Origin of the sequence: Micromonospora sp. NPDC049891, from assembly GCF_040660295.1 — a bacterium.
Taxonomy (GTDB): Bacteria; Actinomycetota; Actinomycetes; order Mycobacteriales; family Micromonosporaceae; genus Micromonospora.
Genome location: NZ_JBFAML010000011.1, coordinates 1 through 17,917, shown reverse-complemented (window position 1 = coordinate 17,917; position 17,917 = coordinate 1). Strand labels below are relative to the sequence as shown.

22 protein-coding genes are annotated in these 17,917 nt (G+C 72.9%); 19 read left to right on the top strand and 3 right to left on the bottom strand.

The features are described from left to right. Window position 1: 1 nt before the first annotated feature. Entirely contained in the window at window positions 2-643 is a 642-nt protein-coding gene (locus AB0I71_RS16285) for a TetR/AcrR family transcriptional regulator (RefSeq protein WP_357585294.1), read from the bottom strand. 68 nt (window positions 644-711) lie between these two features. On the opposite strand from AB0I71_RS16285, the gene AB0I71_RS16280 reads away from it, so the two are divergent. Continuing rightward, a complete protein-coding gene (locus AB0I71_RS16280; RefSeq protein WP_357585292.1) occupies window positions 712-1,869 on the top strand; it encodes an FAD-dependent oxidoreductase in 1,158 nt (385 codons plus the stop codon). 61 nt (window positions 1,870-1,930) lie between these two features. Here AB0I71_RS16280 and AB0I71_RS16275 read toward each other — a convergent pair whose 3' ends face one another. Beyond that, window positions 1,931-2,365: an NUDIX domain-containing protein gene (locus AB0I71_RS16275; RefSeq protein ID WP_357585290.1), complete on the bottom strand. Its 435-nt coding sequence runs from the start codon at window positions 2,363-2,365 to the stop codon at window positions 1,931-1,933. A gap of 182 nt (window positions 2,366-2,547) precedes the next feature. Here AB0I71_RS16275 and AB0I71_RS16270 point away from each other — a divergent pair, with 182 nt between their 5' ends. From AB0I71_RS16270 to AB0I71_RS16245, 6 genes are all read left to right on the top strand, one after another. Next, entirely contained in the window at window positions 2,548-3,354 is an 807-nt protein-coding gene (locus tag AB0I71_RS16270; RefSeq protein WP_357585288.1) for a DUF3153 domain-containing protein, read from the top strand. Between the two features lie 81 nt (window positions 3,355-3,435). After that, entirely contained in the window at window positions 3,436-3,771 is a 336-nt protein-coding gene (locus AB0I71_RS16265; protein ID WP_357585286.1) for a hypothetical protein, read from the top strand. Between the two features lie 12 nt (window positions 3,772-3,783). After that, on the top strand, window positions 3,784-4,392 hold the full coding sequence (locus AB0I71_RS16260; RefSeq protein WP_357585284.1) for a glycine zipper family protein: 609 nt from the start codon (window positions 3,784-3,786) through the stop codon (window positions 4,390-4,392). Then, window positions 4,389-5,078: a carboxypeptidase regulatory-like domain-containing protein gene (locus tag AB0I71_RS16255; RefSeq protein ID WP_357585282.1), complete on the top strand. Its 690-nt coding sequence runs from the start codon at window positions 4,389-4,391 to the stop codon at window positions 5,076-5,078. The genes AB0I71_RS16260 and AB0I71_RS16255 overlap by 4 nt, the downstream gene beginning before the upstream one ends. Window positions 5,079-5,108: 30 nt before the next feature. Beyond that, window positions 5,109-6,365, top strand: coding sequence for a phage tail sheath subtilisin-like domain-containing protein (locus AB0I71_RS16250; RefSeq protein WP_357585280.1), 1,257 nt, complete (start codon window positions 5,109-5,111; stop codon window positions 6,363-6,365). Window position 6,366: 1 nt separating this feature from the next. Further along, on the top strand, window positions 6,367-6,846 hold the full coding sequence (locus AB0I71_RS16245) for a phage tail protein (RefSeq protein ID WP_093402636.1): 480 nt from the start codon (window positions 6,367-6,369) through the stop codon (window positions 6,844-6,846). Between the two features lie 139 nt (window positions 6,847-6,985). On the opposite strand, the gene AB0I71_RS16240 is transcribed toward AB0I71_RS16245, so the two are convergent. Next, complete coding sequence (locus tag AB0I71_RS16240) at window positions 6,986-7,318, bottom strand: hypothetical protein (protein WP_357585278.1); 333 nt, start codon at window positions 7,316-7,318, stop codon at window positions 6,986-6,988. A 615-nt stretch (window positions 7,319-7,933) separates the two neighbouring features. Between AB0I71_RS16240 and AB0I71_RS16235 the strand changes: the two genes are divergently transcribed. The 12 genes from AB0I71_RS16235 to yidC all read left to right on the top strand — a co-directional run. Next, window positions 7,934-8,383 (top strand): hypothetical protein, encoded by a 450-nt coding sequence (locus tag AB0I71_RS16235; RefSeq protein WP_357585276.1) that lies wholly within the window; start codon window positions 7,934-7,936, stop codon window positions 8,381-8,383. Continuing rightward, window positions 8,383-9,144 (top strand): hypothetical protein, encoded by a 762-nt coding sequence (locus AB0I71_RS16230; RefSeq protein WP_357585274.1) that lies wholly within the window; start codon window positions 8,383-8,385, stop codon window positions 9,142-9,144. Before AB0I71_RS16235 ends, AB0I71_RS16230 begins: the two co-directional genes overlap by 1 nt. Beyond that, on the top strand, window positions 9,141-10,736 hold the full coding sequence (locus AB0I71_RS16225) for a phage baseplate assembly protein V (protein ID WP_357585272.1): 1,596 nt from the start codon (window positions 9,141-9,143) through the stop codon (window positions 10,734-10,736). Before AB0I71_RS16230 ends, AB0I71_RS16225 begins: the two co-directional genes overlap by 4 nt. Then, a complete protein-coding gene (locus tag AB0I71_RS16220; RefSeq protein ID WP_357585270.1) occupies window positions 10,736-11,074 on the top strand; it encodes a hypothetical protein in 339 nt (112 codons plus the stop codon). Before AB0I71_RS16225 ends, AB0I71_RS16220 begins: the two co-directional genes overlap by 1 nt. After that, complete coding sequence (locus tag AB0I71_RS16215) at window positions 11,071-11,538, top strand: GPW/gp25 family protein (protein ID WP_357585268.1); 468 nt, start codon at window positions 11,071-11,073, stop codon at window positions 11,536-11,538. The genes AB0I71_RS16220 and AB0I71_RS16215 overlap by 4 nt, the downstream gene beginning before the upstream one ends. Beyond that, window positions 11,535-14,129 carry a putative baseplate assembly protein gene (locus tag AB0I71_RS16210; RefSeq protein ID WP_357585266.1) on the top strand — a complete coding sequence of 865 codons (2,595 nt, stop codon included), beginning with the start codon at window positions 11,535-11,537 and terminating at the stop codon, window positions 14,127-14,129. The genes AB0I71_RS16215 and AB0I71_RS16210 overlap by 4 nt, the downstream gene beginning before the upstream one ends. Next, complete coding sequence (locus AB0I71_RS16205) at window positions 14,110-14,715, top strand: phage tail protein (protein ID WP_357585264.1); 606 nt, start codon at window positions 14,110-14,112, stop codon at window positions 14,713-14,715. The genes AB0I71_RS16210 and AB0I71_RS16205 overlap by 20 nt, the downstream gene beginning before the upstream one ends. Continuing rightward, entirely contained in the window at window positions 14,712-15,635 is a 924-nt protein-coding gene (locus tag AB0I71_RS16200) for a hypothetical protein (protein WP_357585262.1), read from the top strand. Before AB0I71_RS16205 ends, AB0I71_RS16200 begins: the two co-directional genes overlap by 4 nt. A gap of 245 nt (window positions 15,636-15,880) precedes the next feature. Further along, complete coding sequence (locus AB0I71_RS16195) at window positions 15,881-16,336, top strand: hypothetical protein (protein ID WP_357585260.1); 456 nt, start codon at window positions 15,881-15,883, stop codon at window positions 16,334-16,336. 14 nt (window positions 16,337-16,350) lie between these two features. Beyond that, window positions 16,351-17,121, top strand: a complete 771-nt coding sequence (locus tag AB0I71_RS16190; protein ID WP_357585258.1) for a hypothetical protein — start codon at window positions 16,351-16,353, stop codon at window positions 17,119-17,121. 87 nt (window positions 17,122-17,208) lie between these two features. After that, a complete protein-coding gene (locus tag AB0I71_RS16185; protein WP_357585257.1) occupies window positions 17,209-17,493 on the top strand; it encodes a DUF6412 domain-containing protein in 285 nt (94 codons plus the stop codon). A gap of 96 nt (window positions 17,494-17,589) precedes the next feature. After that, window positions 17,590-17,917, top strand: a 328-nt coding sequence (gene yidC / locus AB0I71_RS16180; protein ID WP_357585256.1) for a membrane protein insertase YidC, incomplete at its 3' end; no start/stop codon positions are given.

Below are 17,917 nucleotides of genomic sequence, written 5' to 3'. Positions count from 1 at the left end.
CCTACCCGGTCGCCGCTCGGTCGACGAGGGCACGCAGCAGATCCCGTACCGCGTCGGTGAGGTCTGCGCGGCTGGCCGGGGTGCCGGGTGGCGGTGCGCTGAGCGCGCCGGCCCCGACGAGCCGGTCGAACAGCAGGCCGTCGACGAAGGCGACGAACCGGTGCCCCCGACGGCGGGGATCCGGGGCACCGGCGCGGGCGAGCAGATCCTCGGCCTGCGCACGGAGCACCGCGCCGTGTTCCAGGATCCCGCGCAGCTGCGGTCGGTGCACCGCTTCCAGCAGGCACGCGTACCGGGCCAGGGTGCGCGCCCGGGCGGTGGAGAGCCAGTGGTCGAGCACCCCGGCGATACCGGCGGCGAGCCGGTCGAGGTCGGCCGGTGACAACGACGGCCCCGGCGGGACCGATGGCGTCCCGCTCGGTAGCTCGTGCCCGGTGAGGTCGGCGCGGTCCAGGTCCGCGAGGCGCTGCACCACCGCCTCGATCAGCGCCTGCCGGGTGCGCAGGTACGCCGATGTGGTTCCCGCGGGCATGCCGGCCCGGGCGTCCACCGCCCGGTGGGTGAGACCCCGCATGCCGCTCTCCGCGATCAGCGCGATGGCGGCGTCGGCCAGTACGGCAATCCGTTTCGCCCGCGCACTCAACCGGCTCCCCCACTCTCTTGTTCTACGGATGTAGTATGCACTTCTACAGGAGTAGAAGGGTGGTTTCCGTGGCGGAGAGGCGAGCGGTCGTGGCCGGGGCGGGCATCGGCGGGCTGGCCGCCGCCCTCGCACTGCACCGACGGGGCTGGCGGGTCACCGTGCTGGAGCGGGCCCCCGAGCCGCGTGAGGTCGGCGCGGGCATCACCCTGATGGCGAACGCCGTCCGCGGGTTGGACGCCCTCGGCCTCGGCGGCGAGGTGCGCCGGCTGGGGTGCGACGGCGCCACCGGCGGGCTCCGTAGCTGGGACGGGCGCTGGCTGTCCCGGGTGGACGCGGCCGAGTTGGAGCGCGTGCTCGGCACCACGGCCCTCGGCGTGCACCGGGGTGCCCTGCACCGGGTGTTACGCGAGGCGTTGCCGGACGAGGTGCTGTGGACCGGCTGCACGGTGCGCGACGCCGATCCGGCAAGCGGCACCGTGCGCTACGAGCGCGACGGTGAGCCGACCGAGGTACGTGCCGATCTGGTGGTCGGCGCCGACGGGCTGCGCAGCGCGTTGCGTACCCGACTCTGGCCGGACACCCCGCCACCGGCGTACGCCGGCTCCACCGCCTGGCGCGCCGCGATCGCCTTCGACGAGCCGGTCCCCGCGGCGGTCAGTTGGGGGCCCGGCAGCGAGTTCGGCACCGTCCCACTCGGCGACGGGCAGGTCTACTGGTACGCCGCGATCACCGCCCCGCCCGGCGGGCACGCCGCCGACGAGCTGGCCGACGTACGCGAACGCTTCGGCCACTGGCACGATCCGGTACCGGCACTGCTCGCAACCACCCGGCCCGACGAGGTGCTGCGCAACGACCTGTACCACCTGGCCACACCGCTGCCCGGCTACGTGCGCGGCCGGGTGGCCCTGCTCGGTGACGCGGCGCACGCCATGACCCCCCATCTGGGGCAGGGCGCCTGTCAGGCGATCGAGGACGCGGTCACCCTGGGCGCGGTGGCCGGTCCGACGGTCGACGTGCCGGCGGCACTTGACGCGTACGACCGGCTGCGCCGGCCCCGCAGCCAGGCCATCGCCCGCGCGGCCTCCCGCACCGCCCGGTTCGGGCAGGAACTGCGACACCCGGCGGCCATCGCGGTTCGCAACACGATGCTGCGCCTGACACCGAGCCGGACGGCGCTACGGGGCATGGCCCGCCACGCCGACTGGCATCCGCCTCGACCCGCCTGACCGAACCCGACGCCACCCGAATCGGTGCCGAGGGCCGCACCGGGCACGGCTCCCGGGCCGTTCAGTCGGTCGCGGCCAGTGCGGTGAGCCGGGCGTACTCCGGCGAGCCCAGGAAACGGGCCAGCACCTCCCGGGTACCCGGGGTGTACGGGCGTTCGTCGAGGATCTCGGCGGCGGGCAGGAAGACCAGGGCGGCTCCCTCGCCGAGCACCACGTCCCGCTGTCCCGCCCGGGTCGCCGCACAGAAGTAGTGCTTGACGCGTCCGTGCTCGGGGACTTCCTGACGGGCGAAGGCCAGCAGCGTGCCGGCCGTCGGCCGCAGCCCTGTCTCCTCGTTCAGCTCACGCAGCGCGGTCTGCTCGGGGGTCTCCCCCGGCTCCGCGTGCCCACCCGGCAGTCCCCAGACGTCCGGGTGATACCGGGCATGGGAGTCGCGCAGCTGCATCAGTAGCCGCCCGTGCCGGTCCACCAACAGCACGCAGGAAACGGACACCATGACGGCAGCCTATCCACGGCCACCCCGCCCGGCCGACCACGAATTGCGACCAACCTTTCAGAATATCGATTTTCCCGGTTCGCGACCTCGGCCGAATGTGACGGGGTCCCGGTAAGATCGGCGACTTGCATGTGACTGATCGCTGACTGATGACTCGGACGGGGAGAGCACACACTGAGCCCATGAATTCGGGGCTCTGGCGCGTCAGGACACTCCGTGGCGCGGCGTGTCTCGTGCTGGTGGCGGCCCTTTCCGGCTGCATGCAACTCAATGCCGGGCTGACCGTCAACGCCGACGACACGGTGAGCGGCCAACTTCTCCTCACCGCCGAGCGGAACGTCCTGACCTTGAACAACAGGCCGGTCGAGGCGGGCTTCGCCGAGCTCCGGCAGAACATACCAGCGCTACCCGCCGGCCCCGAGACCCGGTACGAGGACGCCACCCACTTCGGTTCCCTGATCAACTACCGAAACGTGCCGCTGAACCAATTCGACAGCGAAAGTCTGAGCATCGTCCGCGCCGACGACCGGTACGTGTTCACCCTTCCGCTGGACCCGAAGAAGTACGGCGGAAAAGTGGCCGAACAGGACCCGAAGAATCAAGAACGATTCATGTTGTTGATGTCGTTCGAGATCGCCGTGACCTTCCCCGGCCGCGTCCTGGACGCCAGCACCGGCGGTCAGGTCAACGACCGGACGGTCACCTGGCGGGTCAAGCCCAACGAACAGAAGCCCGCCGAACTGCGCGCCGTGGCCGAGGCGCCGCCCCGACCGTCCACCGCGGCCGGAGCGGACTCCGGCGGCGGGTTCCCCTGGCTGCTGGTCGTCGCCGGCACGGTGGCACTGCTGCTCGTCGCGGTGCTGGTGACGTTCCTGCTCCGCCGCTCCCGTACCGGCGGCGCACCGCCCGAGAGTGCCACACCCCCGGCCGGCGGACCCACACCGGTGACGCCGGCCACCACGCATACCGGCCCGCCGGACGCCGGCTGACCGCCGGCATGTCGCCCGCGCGTGGGCGGCATCTCACCCACACTCCACCCCGCAGTACGCAACACCGAAGGGGGATCGGCGATGAACGATCTCTTCACCTGGGCGGCCCTGGGCAGTCTCACCGGCGCCAGCGCCGCGACGCTGCTCACCACAAACGTCATCGGCGGACTGATCGGCCCGAGCGCCGACAAGGCCCGCAAGTGGATCGCGCTGGGCATCGCGCTCGCGCTGTCGTACCTCACCGCGGCCTTCGCCACCGAGGTGGGCGCCGAAAAGTGGATCATCGCGTTCTTCAACGGCCTGGTCATCTTCTCCGCCGCGCTGGGCATCAACCAGCTGCCCCCCGGCAACCGCCAGGCGACGCCGATCCAGCTCGCTCAGGGCAACGAGCCCCGATTCGTCCGCTCCTGGGCCTGAGAGGAGCCGGCCATGGTCTTCGGAATCCTCAGCGCCGCCGTTCACGTCGCTGCGGGCGCAGTGCTCGGCCAACTCGTCGGCGGCGGCGTCGGGCTGCTCGTCGGCGCGGGCATCGGCCTGCTCGTCGGCGCGGTCTTCGGCTGGGCCGTCGCCGCGGCGGAGGTCTACGCGGTCAGCCCACGCGGTGTGTTCCTCTTCGTCGTCGATCACACCTGGAGCCTGCTGAACACTCTCGTCGGCGGGATCTACCTGGCCCTGCACCTGGTGTTCGGCCACTCGCTGGACCGGGCCACCTCGCGGCACAGCTGCCGGGTGAACGTGGTCGAGGGGGTCTCCCCCCGCTACGCCACGACGCTCGGCACGGTCTGCGCCGGCTCCGGTCCCGGCATCCAGCGCCACGAGGACGTGCACATCTTCCAGGCCCGGCTGCTCGGCCCGCTGTACATCCCGCTGGTCGTGGCCAACTACGTGCTGTTCACCATCGCGCCGGTCTGGCTGCTGTACCACGACCACACGGGCGCGCCGATCAACCGCTTCACCCGGTACTTCGAGATCGGCGTCTACCCGCACGTGTGGAACGAGGCCATCGCGTACCGGATCCAGGGGACGCCGCCGCGATGACCGACGACGGTCCGATCTCCACCGCCACCGCCGAGTTGGCGGCGTGGCTGGCCGGGGCGGCGGGTGACGTCGTCCCGGTCGGCCCGCCCCGGCCCGACGCCGACCCGAGCCGGTTGACCCTGTGGCCGCTGGACATCCGGCCGGCCCGGCAGACCCGGGGCAGTGGCGGCCCTGAGCCGTACCGGCTCACGGTGCGCTACCTGCTGGCCGCCGGCGGACCGGAGGCCCTGACCGCGCTGGACCGGGTGCTCGTCGCGGCCACCGGCACGGGCGGGCGCACGCTGGTGCTGGAAGCCGGCGACCCGGCCCTGTGGGCGGCCTTCGCGGCACCGCCCCGGCCGGCGTTGCTCATCGACGTGCCGATCCAGGTCACCCATCCGACCCAGCCGGCCGCACCGGTGCTACGACCGCTGCGGCTGCGGCAGTTGGAGATGCTGACCTTCGACGGACGCGTGGTCGGCCCGGCCGAGCAGCCGCTCGCCGAGATGCGGGTCGAGGTCGTCGGCCAGCCGTACGCGACGCGGACCGATCCGGCGGGCCGCTTCCGGGTCGTCGGCGTACCCCACGATCCGGACCATCCGGCACCGGTCCGCCTCCGACTCACCGGCCGGGGACAGGTGCTCACCGCCGAGGTCGACCCGACCGAAGCCGACATCGTCATCGTCTGCGCGCCGCCGACCCACTGATCCGCCGAACCGACAAGCACGGGAGGACCAATGCCCACCTACTTCTCGCCCGGCATCTACGTCGAGGAGGTGCCAAGTGGTGCCCGGCCGATCGGACCGGTCGGCACCAGCACGGCGGCTTTCGTCGGCGTCGCGCCCGACCGTAACGCCCATCTCGGCGAGGCCCTGGCGGTGAACAACTGGACCGACTTCCTCCGGCTCTACGCCGACGGTGACCAGTTGGAGAGCACACCGCTGGCCCGGGCCGTCTTCGGTTTCCTGGACAACGGTGGTACCCGCTGCTGGGTGGTGAACGTCGGCGAGGGCGGCGCCGTCTCCGGCACCGGCCGCAAGCGCGCCGGTCTGGACCTGCTGGAGGCGGTCGACGAGATCTCCATCCTGGCCGCTCCCGGCTTCCACGACCCGGTCTCCCACGAGGCGCTGCTGAGCTTGGCCGAGCGCACCCGCACCATGGTCGCCATCTGCGACCCGGCACCCGACATCGACGACATCTCCACCCTCACCCGGGTCGCCACGCCCGGTTCGGGCCGGCCGGCGAAGCCGAGCGACACCACCGAGGCGGAAACCGCCGGTGGCGGCAGCGGCGGGGGCGGCAGCGGCGGCGGGGGTAGCGGTCCGGTGTCGCACCGACCCCGACAGTCGGACTTCGGCGCCCTCTACTACCCGTGGCTGCGGGTCCGCGACCCGCTCAGTGGCGACCTGGTGCTCACCCCGCCGAGCGGGCACGTCGCTGGCATCTGGGCCCGCACCGACGCCCTGCGCGGAGTGCACAAGGCACCTGCCAACGAGCCGGTTCGGGGAGCGGTCGACCTGGGTCACCTGGTCACCCGGGCCGAGCACGACGTGCTCAACCCCAAGGGCGTCAACGTCATCAGGTACTTCCCCGGCGAGGGCATCCGGGTCTGGGGCGCCCGTACCCTCGCCGCCGAGGCAAGCGAGTGGCGATACCTCAACGTCCGGCGGCTCTCCATCGCCATCGAGCAGGCCATCGCCAACGGCACCCGGTGGATGGTCTTCGAGCCGAACGACTACACGCTGTGGCGATCCATCCGGCGGGACATCGGTGCCTTCCTCACCCGGGTGTGGCGCGACGGTGCGCTGCTGGGACGTACTCCCGAGGAGGCGTTCTTCGTCAAGTGCGACGAGGAGACCAACCCGGCCGACGTCCGCGACGCCGGCATGGTGGTCGCCCACATCGGCATCGCCGTGGTCAAGCCCGCGGAGTTCGTGGTGTTCAAGCTGAGCCAGTGGGCCGGCGGCACCGAGACCGAGACGATTGGAGGCTGACATGCCGACCACGGCCACTCCACAGCCGGGCACCCCGGTCGACCCGTACCGCGCCTACAACTTCAAGCTCCTGGTCAACGGGGTGACGAACGGCCACTTCACCGAGGTCAGCGGCCTGGAGGTGAACATCCCGGCGGTGCCGTACCGGGAGCAGGGCAACGACCGGATCCGGATGGTCCCGGGCCAGGTGGAGTACGGACCGGTCACCCTGCACTTCGGCCTCACCGCGTCGCGGGAGCTGTGGGACTGGGTGCACGCGGTCGCCCGGGGCACGGTCAGCCGCCGCAACGTCTCGGTGGTACTGCTCGACGCCGCCGGCACGGCGGAAGTGCTGCGCTGGAACCTGATCAACGCATGGCCCACCAACTGGCGCGGCGCCCACCTGAACACGCTCGGTCAGGAGATCGCCATCGCGGCACTGACGCTGCGCTACGAGAGCCTGGAACTGGAGGCCGGTGGTGCCGCGCCGACGCCCGCGTAACTGGCTGGCCGATCGCCTCCGGTCCGCGGCGGCTGCCGTGGACCGTCTCGCCGGTGCGGTCGACTCCACCGCCCCGGTGCCGCCGGTCAGATCGTCCGATCGGTCAGGCACTGTCGATCGGTCAGGCACTGTCGATCGGTCAGGCACTGTCGATCGGTCGGGCCCTGTCGGTCGGGCCGCCGCTGAGCCCGGTGATCGGCCTCGGCGACCGGGGCAGCCGCCCGAGCACTGGCTGCGGGTGGTCACCGCCCACGCCCCCGGCCTGCTGCGGGACCTGGCCCTCGACCCACCGGCAGACGTCGTGTCCGGGCCGGCCCGGGCGTACCACCAGGGGTCGGACGGCGGCGGCCGGCCGGACGCGGATCGCGCCGGTCCCTCGGCCGGGGGCGGCGCGGACGGTCCGGAGCATCCGCCCGTGATGTCGGTCGGCGCAGCCGCCGGGCCCGCTCACCGACCCGGCACGACTGCTCATCCGGGAATGGCCGGCGACGCGGACCTGCGGTCCACCGAGCACTCGCCGACCTCCGGGCCGGCACCCGCCACCCACTCCCCCACGTCCTTTGCTCTGCTTCACCCCACGCATCACCCGCCGTCCGGTATCCGGACGTCGACCGGTGCGCCGATTGAAGCAGAGCAAAGGGACCACAGGGGAACATCCCGACTCGGTCCGGAGCCCCCCGGACCCGGCGGGCCGGGCGGGCCGGGCGGTCCGGGCGCGCCAGTCGGTCCGGGTGGGCCGGGCGGCATGGGTGGGCCGGGCGACGTCCGCCAACGGTGGCGCCGCGCGACGAGGGTCCGGGGAGCGGAAGAGGCGGCAACAGCCGCGACGGATACCCACGACGGGGCTGCGACGCCCGCACCGGATCGAGGCCCGGCCGAGCCGGCGTGGAGATCGGCGGGGACGGACCGGGGCACGACCAGGGCCCGGTTCCGCATCATTCCGCAGCGGCCCGGAGCAGCTCCGGCCACGGCGGGGCCCTCGCTTCCGGACTCCCCGGCGCCCACACCGGCCCCGCACACCGGCCCTGCGAGCCGGCAGGTCGAGGCAGCGGGCTGGCCCGCCGGACCAGCGGGCCAGCCCGCTGACGTGGCCGGCCCGCCTTCCGCCGGGCGGGACCGGTGGAACGCCGGGCCGCCGCCGACTACTGCGGAGCCGCGCCCGACCGGGGCCGTACCGGAGCACCGCGCGGTGCTCCGGTTGGTGGCCGAACACCAGCGGACAGCCGACATCCGCCTGCCGGGCGGGGACGGCTGGGCGGGACACCGGATCCGACCCGGCGACCGCCCCAACGGGCCTTTCAACGGCGATGGACGCTGGCCCGGCAGTGGGCTTCCCACCGGCGACGGACGCTGGCCCGTGGGCGCGGACCTGCGCTGGCCGGAACTGGAGTCGGCACAGCCGGCGCGGGGTGGGCGTACCGCGCCCGACCCGTGGCCGGCCCTGCCCGACGACCGGGCGCTGTGGACGGTGTCCGAGCCGGTCGGTGGCGACGAGCACCGGATGCGGCGGCTCGACGGCGAACAGGCAGGTGACTGATGCAACGGGTGGCCTTCCTCATCGACACCGGCGAACGGATCGACTGTCTGCTCAACCCGGAGACCGTGCAGGTGACCCGCCTCGCCGGGGTGCGTCAGCGGGGTGGCTCGGACGGCCAGCTCACCGGTGCCGGGCTGGCCGACGATCCGCTGCTGTTCACCGGCGGTGGGCGCACCGAACTCGTGCTGGACCTGCTCTTTGACATCGACTTCGCCGAGGGGCAGGTGCGGCCCACCGACGTCCGGGCGCTCACCCGACCACTGTGGATGCTGGCGGAGAACTCGGCTGTGGAACACGGCTGGCTCCGTCCACCGCTGGTGCGGATGGTCTGGGGCAAGACCTGGAACGTGCCCGGTGTGATCGTCGCCGTGGCGGAGCGCTTCGACGCGTTCACCGCCACCGGCTCGCCGCGCCGCTCGTGGCTGCGGCTCAAGCTGGTCCGGGTGGCGGAGGACGCCCGCCGCGCCGAGGAGGGCTTCGCCGAGGAACTGTCCGCCGCACAGACCCCCACCGTCGCCCCGGGCACGGCCGTGGTGGCCGCCGGCGACGGCACCGCCGACACCGACACGTCGGGCGTACGCTTCGATCTGCTCGCCCACGACGCGCTGGGCTCCCCGCTGCGTTGGCGGCTGCTGGCCGAGCACAACCGGATCACCGACCCGCTGGCCGTGCCCGCCGGCACCGCTCTCGCCGTACCGCCGCTGCCCGGCACCGGACCGGCGGCGACAGCATCCGCCACCTCTCCCGGGACCGGGTCGTGACCGCCGCCGCGCCCCGGGCGCTCACCGTGCTGCTCGACGGCAGATCGCTGCCCGACACGGTGGCCGGCCGGGTCACCTCGGTACGGGTGGCCGCCCGCCTGAACCGGCCCACCCAGTGCGAGGTGGCGCTGCGTACCAGCCCCGGCACCGCCGCACTGACGGGACCGGTGCACGTCGGCGCGAGCCTGGACGTCCGCCTCGACGGGCACCCCGAGGCACTGTTCACCGGAGAGGTCACCGCCGTCGAGGTCGAGTACGCCGCCGACGGCGCGGCCACGCTGCGGGTGCGCGGGTACGACCTGCTGCACCGGCTGCGCAAGCGGCAACGGATCCGGGTCTTCGAGTCGGTCACCGCCGCCGAGCTGGCCTCGGAACTCTGCGCCGACCTCGGGCTGCGCGTCGAGGCGGAGGTGGACGGGCCGCAGCTGGACCGCCTGCCGCACCACCGGCCCAGCGACCTGGATCTGCTGGTGGAGGTGGCCGGACGGGCCGGGCTGCACCTGAGCCTCGACGGTGACGTGCTGCGACTGGTCACGCTGGACGGCCACGGCGAAGCGATCCCCCTGGAGCTGGGCCGCGACGTGCACGGCCTGCGGTTGTCGGTGAACGCCGACAGCGCTGCCGGGGAGAGCGCGGCGCTGGGCTGGCACCCGCAGCGGGCCGAGGCGATCGCCCAGCGCGTCGGCAGCCCCCGCTGCGGGCGGCGCACCCCGGTGGATCCCGATCCGGCCGACGTCGGCGCCGACGGCACCCGTACCGCCCTGGACCAGCCGGGGCGCAGCGACGACGAGATCGCCGCGCTGGCCCAGGCCCGGCTCGACACCCGGGCCGCCGCCCTGGTCACCGCCGACGGCACGGCCGAGGGCAATCCCGCGCTACGGCCCGGCCGTCGGATCCGCCTGACCGGGGTGGCCGAGCCGGTGGCCGGCACGTACGTGCTGACGGAGGCGATCCACACCGTCGACGCGAACGGTCACCTGAGCCGCTTCTCCACAATGCCGCCACCAGCACCGCGTACCGGTTCGCCGGCACCGGCGGTGGTCACTCTCGGCACCGTCACCGACGTGACCGACCCGGACGGCCTGGGCCGGGTACGGGTGGAACTGCCCGCGTACGGCGACGCGGACGCCGGCTGGCTGGCGGTGCTGTGTCCGGGAGCCGGCCGGGGCAAGGGGCTTGTCGCGTTGCCCGATCCGCAGGACAGCGTGCTTGTGGTGCTGCCCGGTGGTGAGCCGGCCTCCGGAGTGGTGCTCGGCTCGCTGTTCGGCACCGTCGAGCCGTACGACACCGGGATCGACGACGGGCGGGCCCGGCGCTGGTCGCTGCGTACCGCCGGTGGTCAGCAGGTGGTCGTCGACGACGTGGCGCGCAGCCTGCGACTGAGCACCGACGCCGGCAGCTGGCTGGAACTGACCCCGCAGCTGGCCACCCTGCACGCCGCGACCGATCTGGTGCTGTCCGCGCCGGGTCGGGCGATGGTCGTCCGGGCCCGCAGCGTCGACTTCCTGCACGCCGAGACCGTCGAGGACCCGGAGACCGCGGCCGAACGGGCCCGGGTGCTCGCCCGCGCCCACCACGAAGGAGGCAGCTGATGCGCTGGATCCACCGCGACTCGGTGATCAGGTGCAGCCACGACGGCCGGGTCCGCAACCGGGCGTCCCAGGAATGGGTCACGGTGGCCGGCGTACCGGTGCTGGTCGCCGACGACCCGAAGGGCCGGGAGATCGTCGCGTGCCCGAACTACGGGACCACGGTCAAGCCGTGCACCGGCACCGAGGCGGTGCGGGCCGGCTACAGCGACTGGGTACGCGTCGGCGGCCGACGGGTCGTGCTGTCGCACCTGTCCGGGTTCACCAACGGCAGCCCACCGGGTCAGTTCACCTACCGGGTACGCGATCCCCGGCAGCGTTTCGTGGGGGCCGACAGGTGAGGGCGATCCGGTTCGTCGGTGCCGGCTTCGACCCGGGTCAGGGCGGTGGGCTCGGGTTGACCGCGGCCGGCGGCCTGGCGATGACCGACGGCGACGAGACGGTACGCCAGGCGTTGTTCCTGCTGCTGTCCACCACGCCGGGCGAGCGGCTGATGCGACCCGGGTACGGCTCACGCCTGCACCGGCTGGTCTTCGCGCCCAACGACGACACCACCGCCGGGTTGGCCATCCACTATGTCCGCGCCGCCATCGCGCGCTGGGAACCCCGGGTCGACGTGCTCGACGTCGACGCCGGACCTGATCCGGACGACCCGTGGCGTCTGGTGATCCGGCTGGACTACCGGATCCGGGCCAGCCTCACCCCCGGTCAGCTGGTCTTCTCGGTCGACCTGCTGCCCGCCGCCGACGACCCGTCCGCCGGGCCGACGACCGGTCCCGATGCCGACACCGAGGAGGCACGATGACGCTGCCCGTGCCGCACCTGGACGACCGGACCTTCCTTGAACTGGTCACCGAGGCCCGGGACCGGATCCGACAGTCCTGCCCCGGGTGGACCGACCTGTCCGCGCACGACCCCGGTGTCGCGCTGCTGGAGGCGTTCGCGCACCTCACCGAGGTGATGATCTACCGGCTGAACCAGTTGCCGGAAAAGGCGTACGTCTCCTTTCTCAACCTGCTCGGGGTGACCCGGCACCCACCGGCGGCGGCCTGGGCGGACGTCCGGTTCACCCGCACCGGCACGGACGAGGCGCTGCTGCGGATCCCGGCCGGCACCCGGGTGGCCGCCGCCCGGGGGGCCGACCCACGGCCGGTGGTCTTCGTCACCTGCGAGCCGGCGCTGCTCGCCGCCGGGCAGCGTGAGGTGACCGTCCGAATGCACCACTGCGAGCCGGTGGAGGCGGAACTGCTGGGTGTGGGTACCGGGCAGCCGGGGCAGGTGCTGCGCGCCGGACACGCGCCGCTGGCGCGTACCGCCGAACCGCTGGACCTGCTGCTCGGTGTCGAGGTGCCGGCCGGCTCGGTGGAGCTGGGCGCCGCGGCTCGGGAACACGACGGGCGCACCTTCGAGATCTGGCGGCCGGTGGACAGCTTCGCCGGCCTCGGCCCGCAGGACAAGGCGTACCTGGTGGACCGGTGCTCCGGCACTGTCACGTTCGCCCCGGCGCTGGACCTGCGTCCCGACGGCGGGACGCTGGCCTTCGGCGACGGGGCGGTGGCGGCGGTGCCACCGGCCGGGCGGCAGGTCCGGCTGTGGTACCGCGCGGGCGGTGGGCCGGCCGGCAACGTGGCCGCCGGCACCCTGACCAGCCTGCGTGACCCGCTGCCGGGGGTGAAGGTGGTCAACCCACTGCCGGCGGCCGGTGGGCGGGAGATGGAGGCGATGGAGTCGGTGCTGCTGCGCGGGCCGTACGCCTTCTTCGCCCAGCAGCGCGCGGTGACCGCCCGGGACTTCGAGGTGCTGGCCACCGCCTCCGGCGGGGTGAGCCGGGCCCGTGCCTTCACCCGGGCCGCCGTCTACAGCTTCGCCCGGCCCGGGGAGGTGGAGGTGGTACTGGTGCCGCACGTGCCCGACGACGCGCGGCCCGGCGGTCAACTGCCGGTGGCGGTGCTCCGCGACCACGAGGTGGAGGAGGTCCGGTTGCGGGTCGAGGCGGACCTGGAACGCCGCCGTTCGCTGGGCACCACCTGCCGGTCCACCTGGGCGCGGTACAAGGCGGTGTCGATCCGGGGCCGGGTGGTCGTCCGCCGGGAGGAGGACGTCGACGCGGTACGCCGGCGTATCCACGACCGCCTGCACCAGACGCTCAGCCCGCTGCCGACCACGCTCAACCCGACCGGCTGGGCGTTCGGCGAGCCGCTGCGCGCGTCGAACGTGTACCGCCTGCTGGAGCACGCCGAGCCGGGGGTGCGCTACGTCGAGTCGGTGCGCTTCGAGGTCGACGAGGCACCGGACAAGCAGGTGCGGACCCTCGCAGCCGACCAGTACCAGCCCCGCACCTGGTACGCCGGCAGCGGAGCGGTGCTGTTCCGCTCCACCAACGCGGGGGCCGGTTGGGAACCGGCGGGACGCTTCGACGGGGAGACCGTGCAGCGGGTGGTGCCGGCGCCCGCGCCGGTGCGACCGGGCATCGTGCCCCGGGCCGGTTCGGTGGCGGTGGCGACGGTACGCACCGGCGGCGGTTCCCGGGTGCACCTGAGCACCGACCTGGGCGAGACGTGGTCGCTGCTGGCGGACCTGGACTCGCGGATCGGTGACCTGGCCTGGATCGACCGGGACGGCGCGGGAGCGCTGCTGGTCGCCACCGACACCGGCCTGTACGAGGTGTCCCTGCTGCCGGGTGCGGTGCCGTTGCAGATCCTTGTCGATCCGGCCGACGCGGACCGGGGCTTCTACGCGGTGCGGGCGTTCGTCTCCGAGCGCGGTGCGGCCGGGGTGGCGGTGGCCGCCCAGGCCGGTTTCGGGGTGTACCTGTCCAACAACGCCGGCCGCCCCGGCAGCTTCGGCCACGTGGGACTGGCCAACGTCGACAACCGGGTGCTCGCCGTGCAGTACGACGGGCCGGCCACCCTGCTGTGGAGCGGTGCCGGTGAACCGGACCCGAACAAACCCGGCCAGGGCTGTTTCCGAGCCCGGCTGTTCGAGTCCGATGTGAAGTGGCAGGCGCTGTCGGCGGGCTGGCTCGGCGGCACCTGCCGGGACCTCGCCTTCAGCGGTTCGCTCGCGCTGGCCGCGACGCAGAGCGGCGGGGTGCTCCGGCTGGACACCCTCGCCGCCCAACCGCAGTGGACGTCGGTGTCGGTCAACTGCGGGCTGCCGCTACGCGACCGGACGCGGTTCATGCCGGTGGACGCGGTCGCCGCCACCGGCGCGACGGAGCGCCTGGTGCTGGCCGGCGGGGAACGTGGCGTGCACCGCAGTGACCAGGCGGTGGAGTGGTCGGCCAGCGCCAACCAGTCCACGGCCGACGTGGTGACCGTCCCGGACACCTGGCTGCTCTGCTCCGGCGAGCACGACATCGAGGTGGTGCGGCAGGATGCGACGAGCGGCAATTGAGCGGCTGCTGCCCGCGGCCTACCAGCGGGCAGCCGTGCCGGGCAGCGTGCTGTGGGCGCTGCTGGACGTGATGGAGGCGTTGCACGCCCCGGACGAGGCGGTGCTGGCCGAGGTCGACGCGCTCTTCGCGCCGTACCAGGCTCCGGCGCCGATGGTGGCGTACCTGGCCCGGTGGGTGGCGATGGACCACTTGGTCACCGCGCCCCGGCGGGACGTCCCCCTGCCGCTGCCGCTGAACCGGCTGCGCGATCTGGTGGCGCACGGCGCCGCACTCGCCGCCTGGCGGGGCACACCGGACGGTCTGCGGACCGCCCTGGAGCTGGCCACCGGGGTCACCGGCTTCGTCCTCGACGAGCCGGCCGAACGACCCTTCCACCTGGTCGTCCGGGTGCCCACGGACGCCGCCGACCAGCTGGCCCTGGTCGACCGCATCGTGGCGGCGGAGAAGCCGGCCGCCGTCACCGCCGAGATCACGGTCGAGGATGTGCCGTCCGAACGGGCGGTCGGCCGGGCCAGCGTGCCGTCGCCCACCGTCGGCCCGCCCGCTCCCGCCTCCCCCGTCACCGCTCCCGAGGAGCCGTCATGACCACCGAATGGACAGTCGTCGCCGCCGCCGAGCAGTTCACCCTGGACGTCCGCAACGCCGGTGAGCTGACCTTCACCGTCTCCAACCCGGGCGTCGCGCCGGACACCGTGGTGTTCGACGTGGCACCCGGCGAGGGCACGCAACGGTCGTGGTTCACCGTCACCGAGCCACAGCGGGTGGTACCGGGCCAGGGCTCCGTGTCGTTCCTGGTCCGCCTGGCCGTGCCGGCGGGTACGCCGCCCCGGCGCTACGACATGACCGGGTTCGCGTACTCGGCGAACACGGCGCCGGAGGAGAGTTCCCGCTCCAGCGGCCGGGTCACCTACGAGGTACGCGCGGTGGCGCCGCCGAAGCGTACGCCCTGGCCCTGGATCGCCGCGGCGGCGGCGTTGGTGCTCGTGGTCTCGGCGGTGGTGGTGTTCCTGGTGGCCCGCGACGACGAGCCACCACCGCAGGCGCAGGTGGTGACGGTCGAGGCGGAGACGCTTGTGACCGGGGCCCGGGTCGAGTCGCCGTCAGGTTCCGGGGCCACCGTGATGGTGCAGGAGAACTGCTGCGAGGTGACCTGGTCGCAGGACGCCCAGTTGTTCTTCCTCGGCCGTGCGGTGAACGACCGGGTGACCGTGACGATGGAGCTGCCGGCCGAGGCGACCTGGCAGTTCTCCGCCGTACTGACCACCTCGTTCGACTACGCCAACACGGTCTTCCTGATCGACGGCCGGCAGGTCGGCGACCCGTTCATCGGGTTCACCCCGACGGTGCGGATCACCGACTGGGTCGACGTGGGTCGGGTGCGGCTCGGCCCCGGTACGCATGAGATCACTCTGGTCGCGATCGGCAAGACGCAGAGCACGAACCGCTACTTCGCCGGCATCGACATGCTCCGGTTCACCGAGGTCGCACCGGACGACAGGCGATGACCGACAGTTCCGGTGTCGACGGTCCGGCACCGGTCCGGGACATGGACCAGGTGGTCGGCCGGCGGGAGGGTGAGCGGAGGACGACATGAGCGAGCGGCAGCGAGCGAATCATCAACTCAGCGCGGTGGTGCCTCATGACGGCACGCAGCGAAGCGGAGTGCCGACATGAGCGAGCGGCAGCGAGCGCATCATCAACTCAGCGCGGTGGTGCCTCATGACGGCACGCAGCGAAGCGGAGTGCCGACATGAGCGGGCAGCAGAAGGCGCTGCTGGCGACGCTGGGCGTACTGCTTGTGGTGCTGTTCGCGGTGGCGGTGGGCGCGGGTCGCGACGACCAGGGTGATCCGGCGGCCCGGCATCCGCTTGTCGACCTGCTGGGCCGGGCCGGCGGCGGGCGAAGCGTCGTCGATCCGGCCGGGGTGGACGCGGACTGCGCCGACGCCACCGGGCAGCTGGTCATCAACGGTCGCTGTGAGCTGCGGATCGCCGATCCGGGTGGGTTGCGCACCCTGGTGCTGCGCAGTCCGCAGGCGTTCAGGGTACGGGCCTCGGCTCCGGGTGACGCCGACTTCACCGTCACCGACGAGGTGGATCCGGCCGCCGACGGCAGCGGTGCCGTGGCCCGCGTCGCCGTCGATCGGGAAACCACGGTGCTTGTGAGTTGTCCGGTCGGGTGCCTCGTCACCATCGCGCGGGACTGAGGCGGGAGGTCGGGATGGGTGCGCTGCGCAAGCCGTTCCTGCTGTTGGCGATGCTGGCGTTGGTGCTGGCGGTCGGCGTGGAGGTGGGGGCCGGGCTGCTGCTGGGCGGCGGTGACGCCGGGGCGGAACTGGCCGGCAGCGCCGCCGACCTCGGTGTCGAGGTCGGTGACGTACGGGAGGTCAGCGAGCCGTCCGGCCGTGGTACCGGCTACCTGGCGCTTGTCGACGCGGCGGCGCTCTGGACGACCGGGTTGTTCTGTCTGGGCCTGGTGCTGCCGGACCGGCTGCACGGCCGGATCCAGGGCGTCGCCACCCTGATCTTCTCCATCGTCCTGATCATCGTGGCCCTGCTGGCGCTGGTGTTCGCGTTCATCGAGCTGACGATCATGGTGTCGTTGTTCCTGGCCCCACCGTTCGGCACGCTGGCGTACCTGGCGCTGTGGGGGTTCTTCCCGGTCGGTGACGCCGCGGTGCTGCTCGGCCTGGCGCTGCTGCTCAAGCTCGCCTGGGCCGGGCTGCTGATCGTGGCCCAACCCAAGTTCCTGCAGAACAAGGGCCTGGTCCTGCTGATCCTGACCAGCCTGCTCTGCACTGTGGTGCTGGAGTTCCTGCATCACCTGGTGCCGGTGATCCTGGTGAGCATCCTCGACTCGCTGGGCGCCCTCGTCTTCGCGGTCATCGCGCTCGTCTGGGCGCTGGTCCTGCTGATCGGCGCGATCCCGGCGATCGTCAAGGCGGTACGGGCCACCGCCGCCCTTCGTGCCGAACCGGACCCGCACGGTTGACGCGGTGTCCCGTACCGCTCCCGGCCGCGTCGGGCACCGCCGACATCCTGGACACCAACGTTGGCGTGGGCCGGATATGGTTGCCCTGTGATCGGGCTCGGCGTGCTCTGGTACCTCGTCGGCGTGTTGGCCGACGCCGGTGCCGCCAGCATGCTCTCCGGCACGGCGGCGGTGACCGGCGTACTGCTGACCGCCCTGCTCGCCGCCGCGGTCCTGCTCCCGGGGGCGATGGCCGATCCCGATCTGCGGATCACCCGTCGGATGCTGCGAGAGCGCTCCGGCCGCATGGGGGTCCCCCGACACCGCGATCCGGACGCTGCCGGCCGGGCCCGCCCCAGAGCACCGACCGCCGCGATCCTCGCGGTCGCCTGAGCCTCACCTCACCTCACCCATCTCTGCCGCTCGTCGGCGACCGCTGGTGACAGTTCCTGCTCACTTCAGTCGTAGTCGCATCTCGAGGGGTGTTCCATGTCCATGATCTACCACGCCATCTCCGCGATCCTGCTGTTCTGGCACACCGCCTGGCAGCGGCTGCTCGGCGACGCGTCCGCGCTCGGCACCACCTGGTCGTGGGTGCTGGGCATCGTCTTCCTGGTGCTCACCGTCCGGATCATCCTGTTTCCGGTCTTCGTCAAGCAGATCCGGTCGCAGCGGGCCATGCAGGCGTTGCAGCCGAGGATCGCCGAACTCCAGGCCAGGCACCGCGACGACCGCGAGACCCTGCAGAAGGAACTCGTCGAGCTCTACCGGGTGGAGAAGGCCAACCCGCTGATGGGCTGCCTGCCGATGCTGGTGC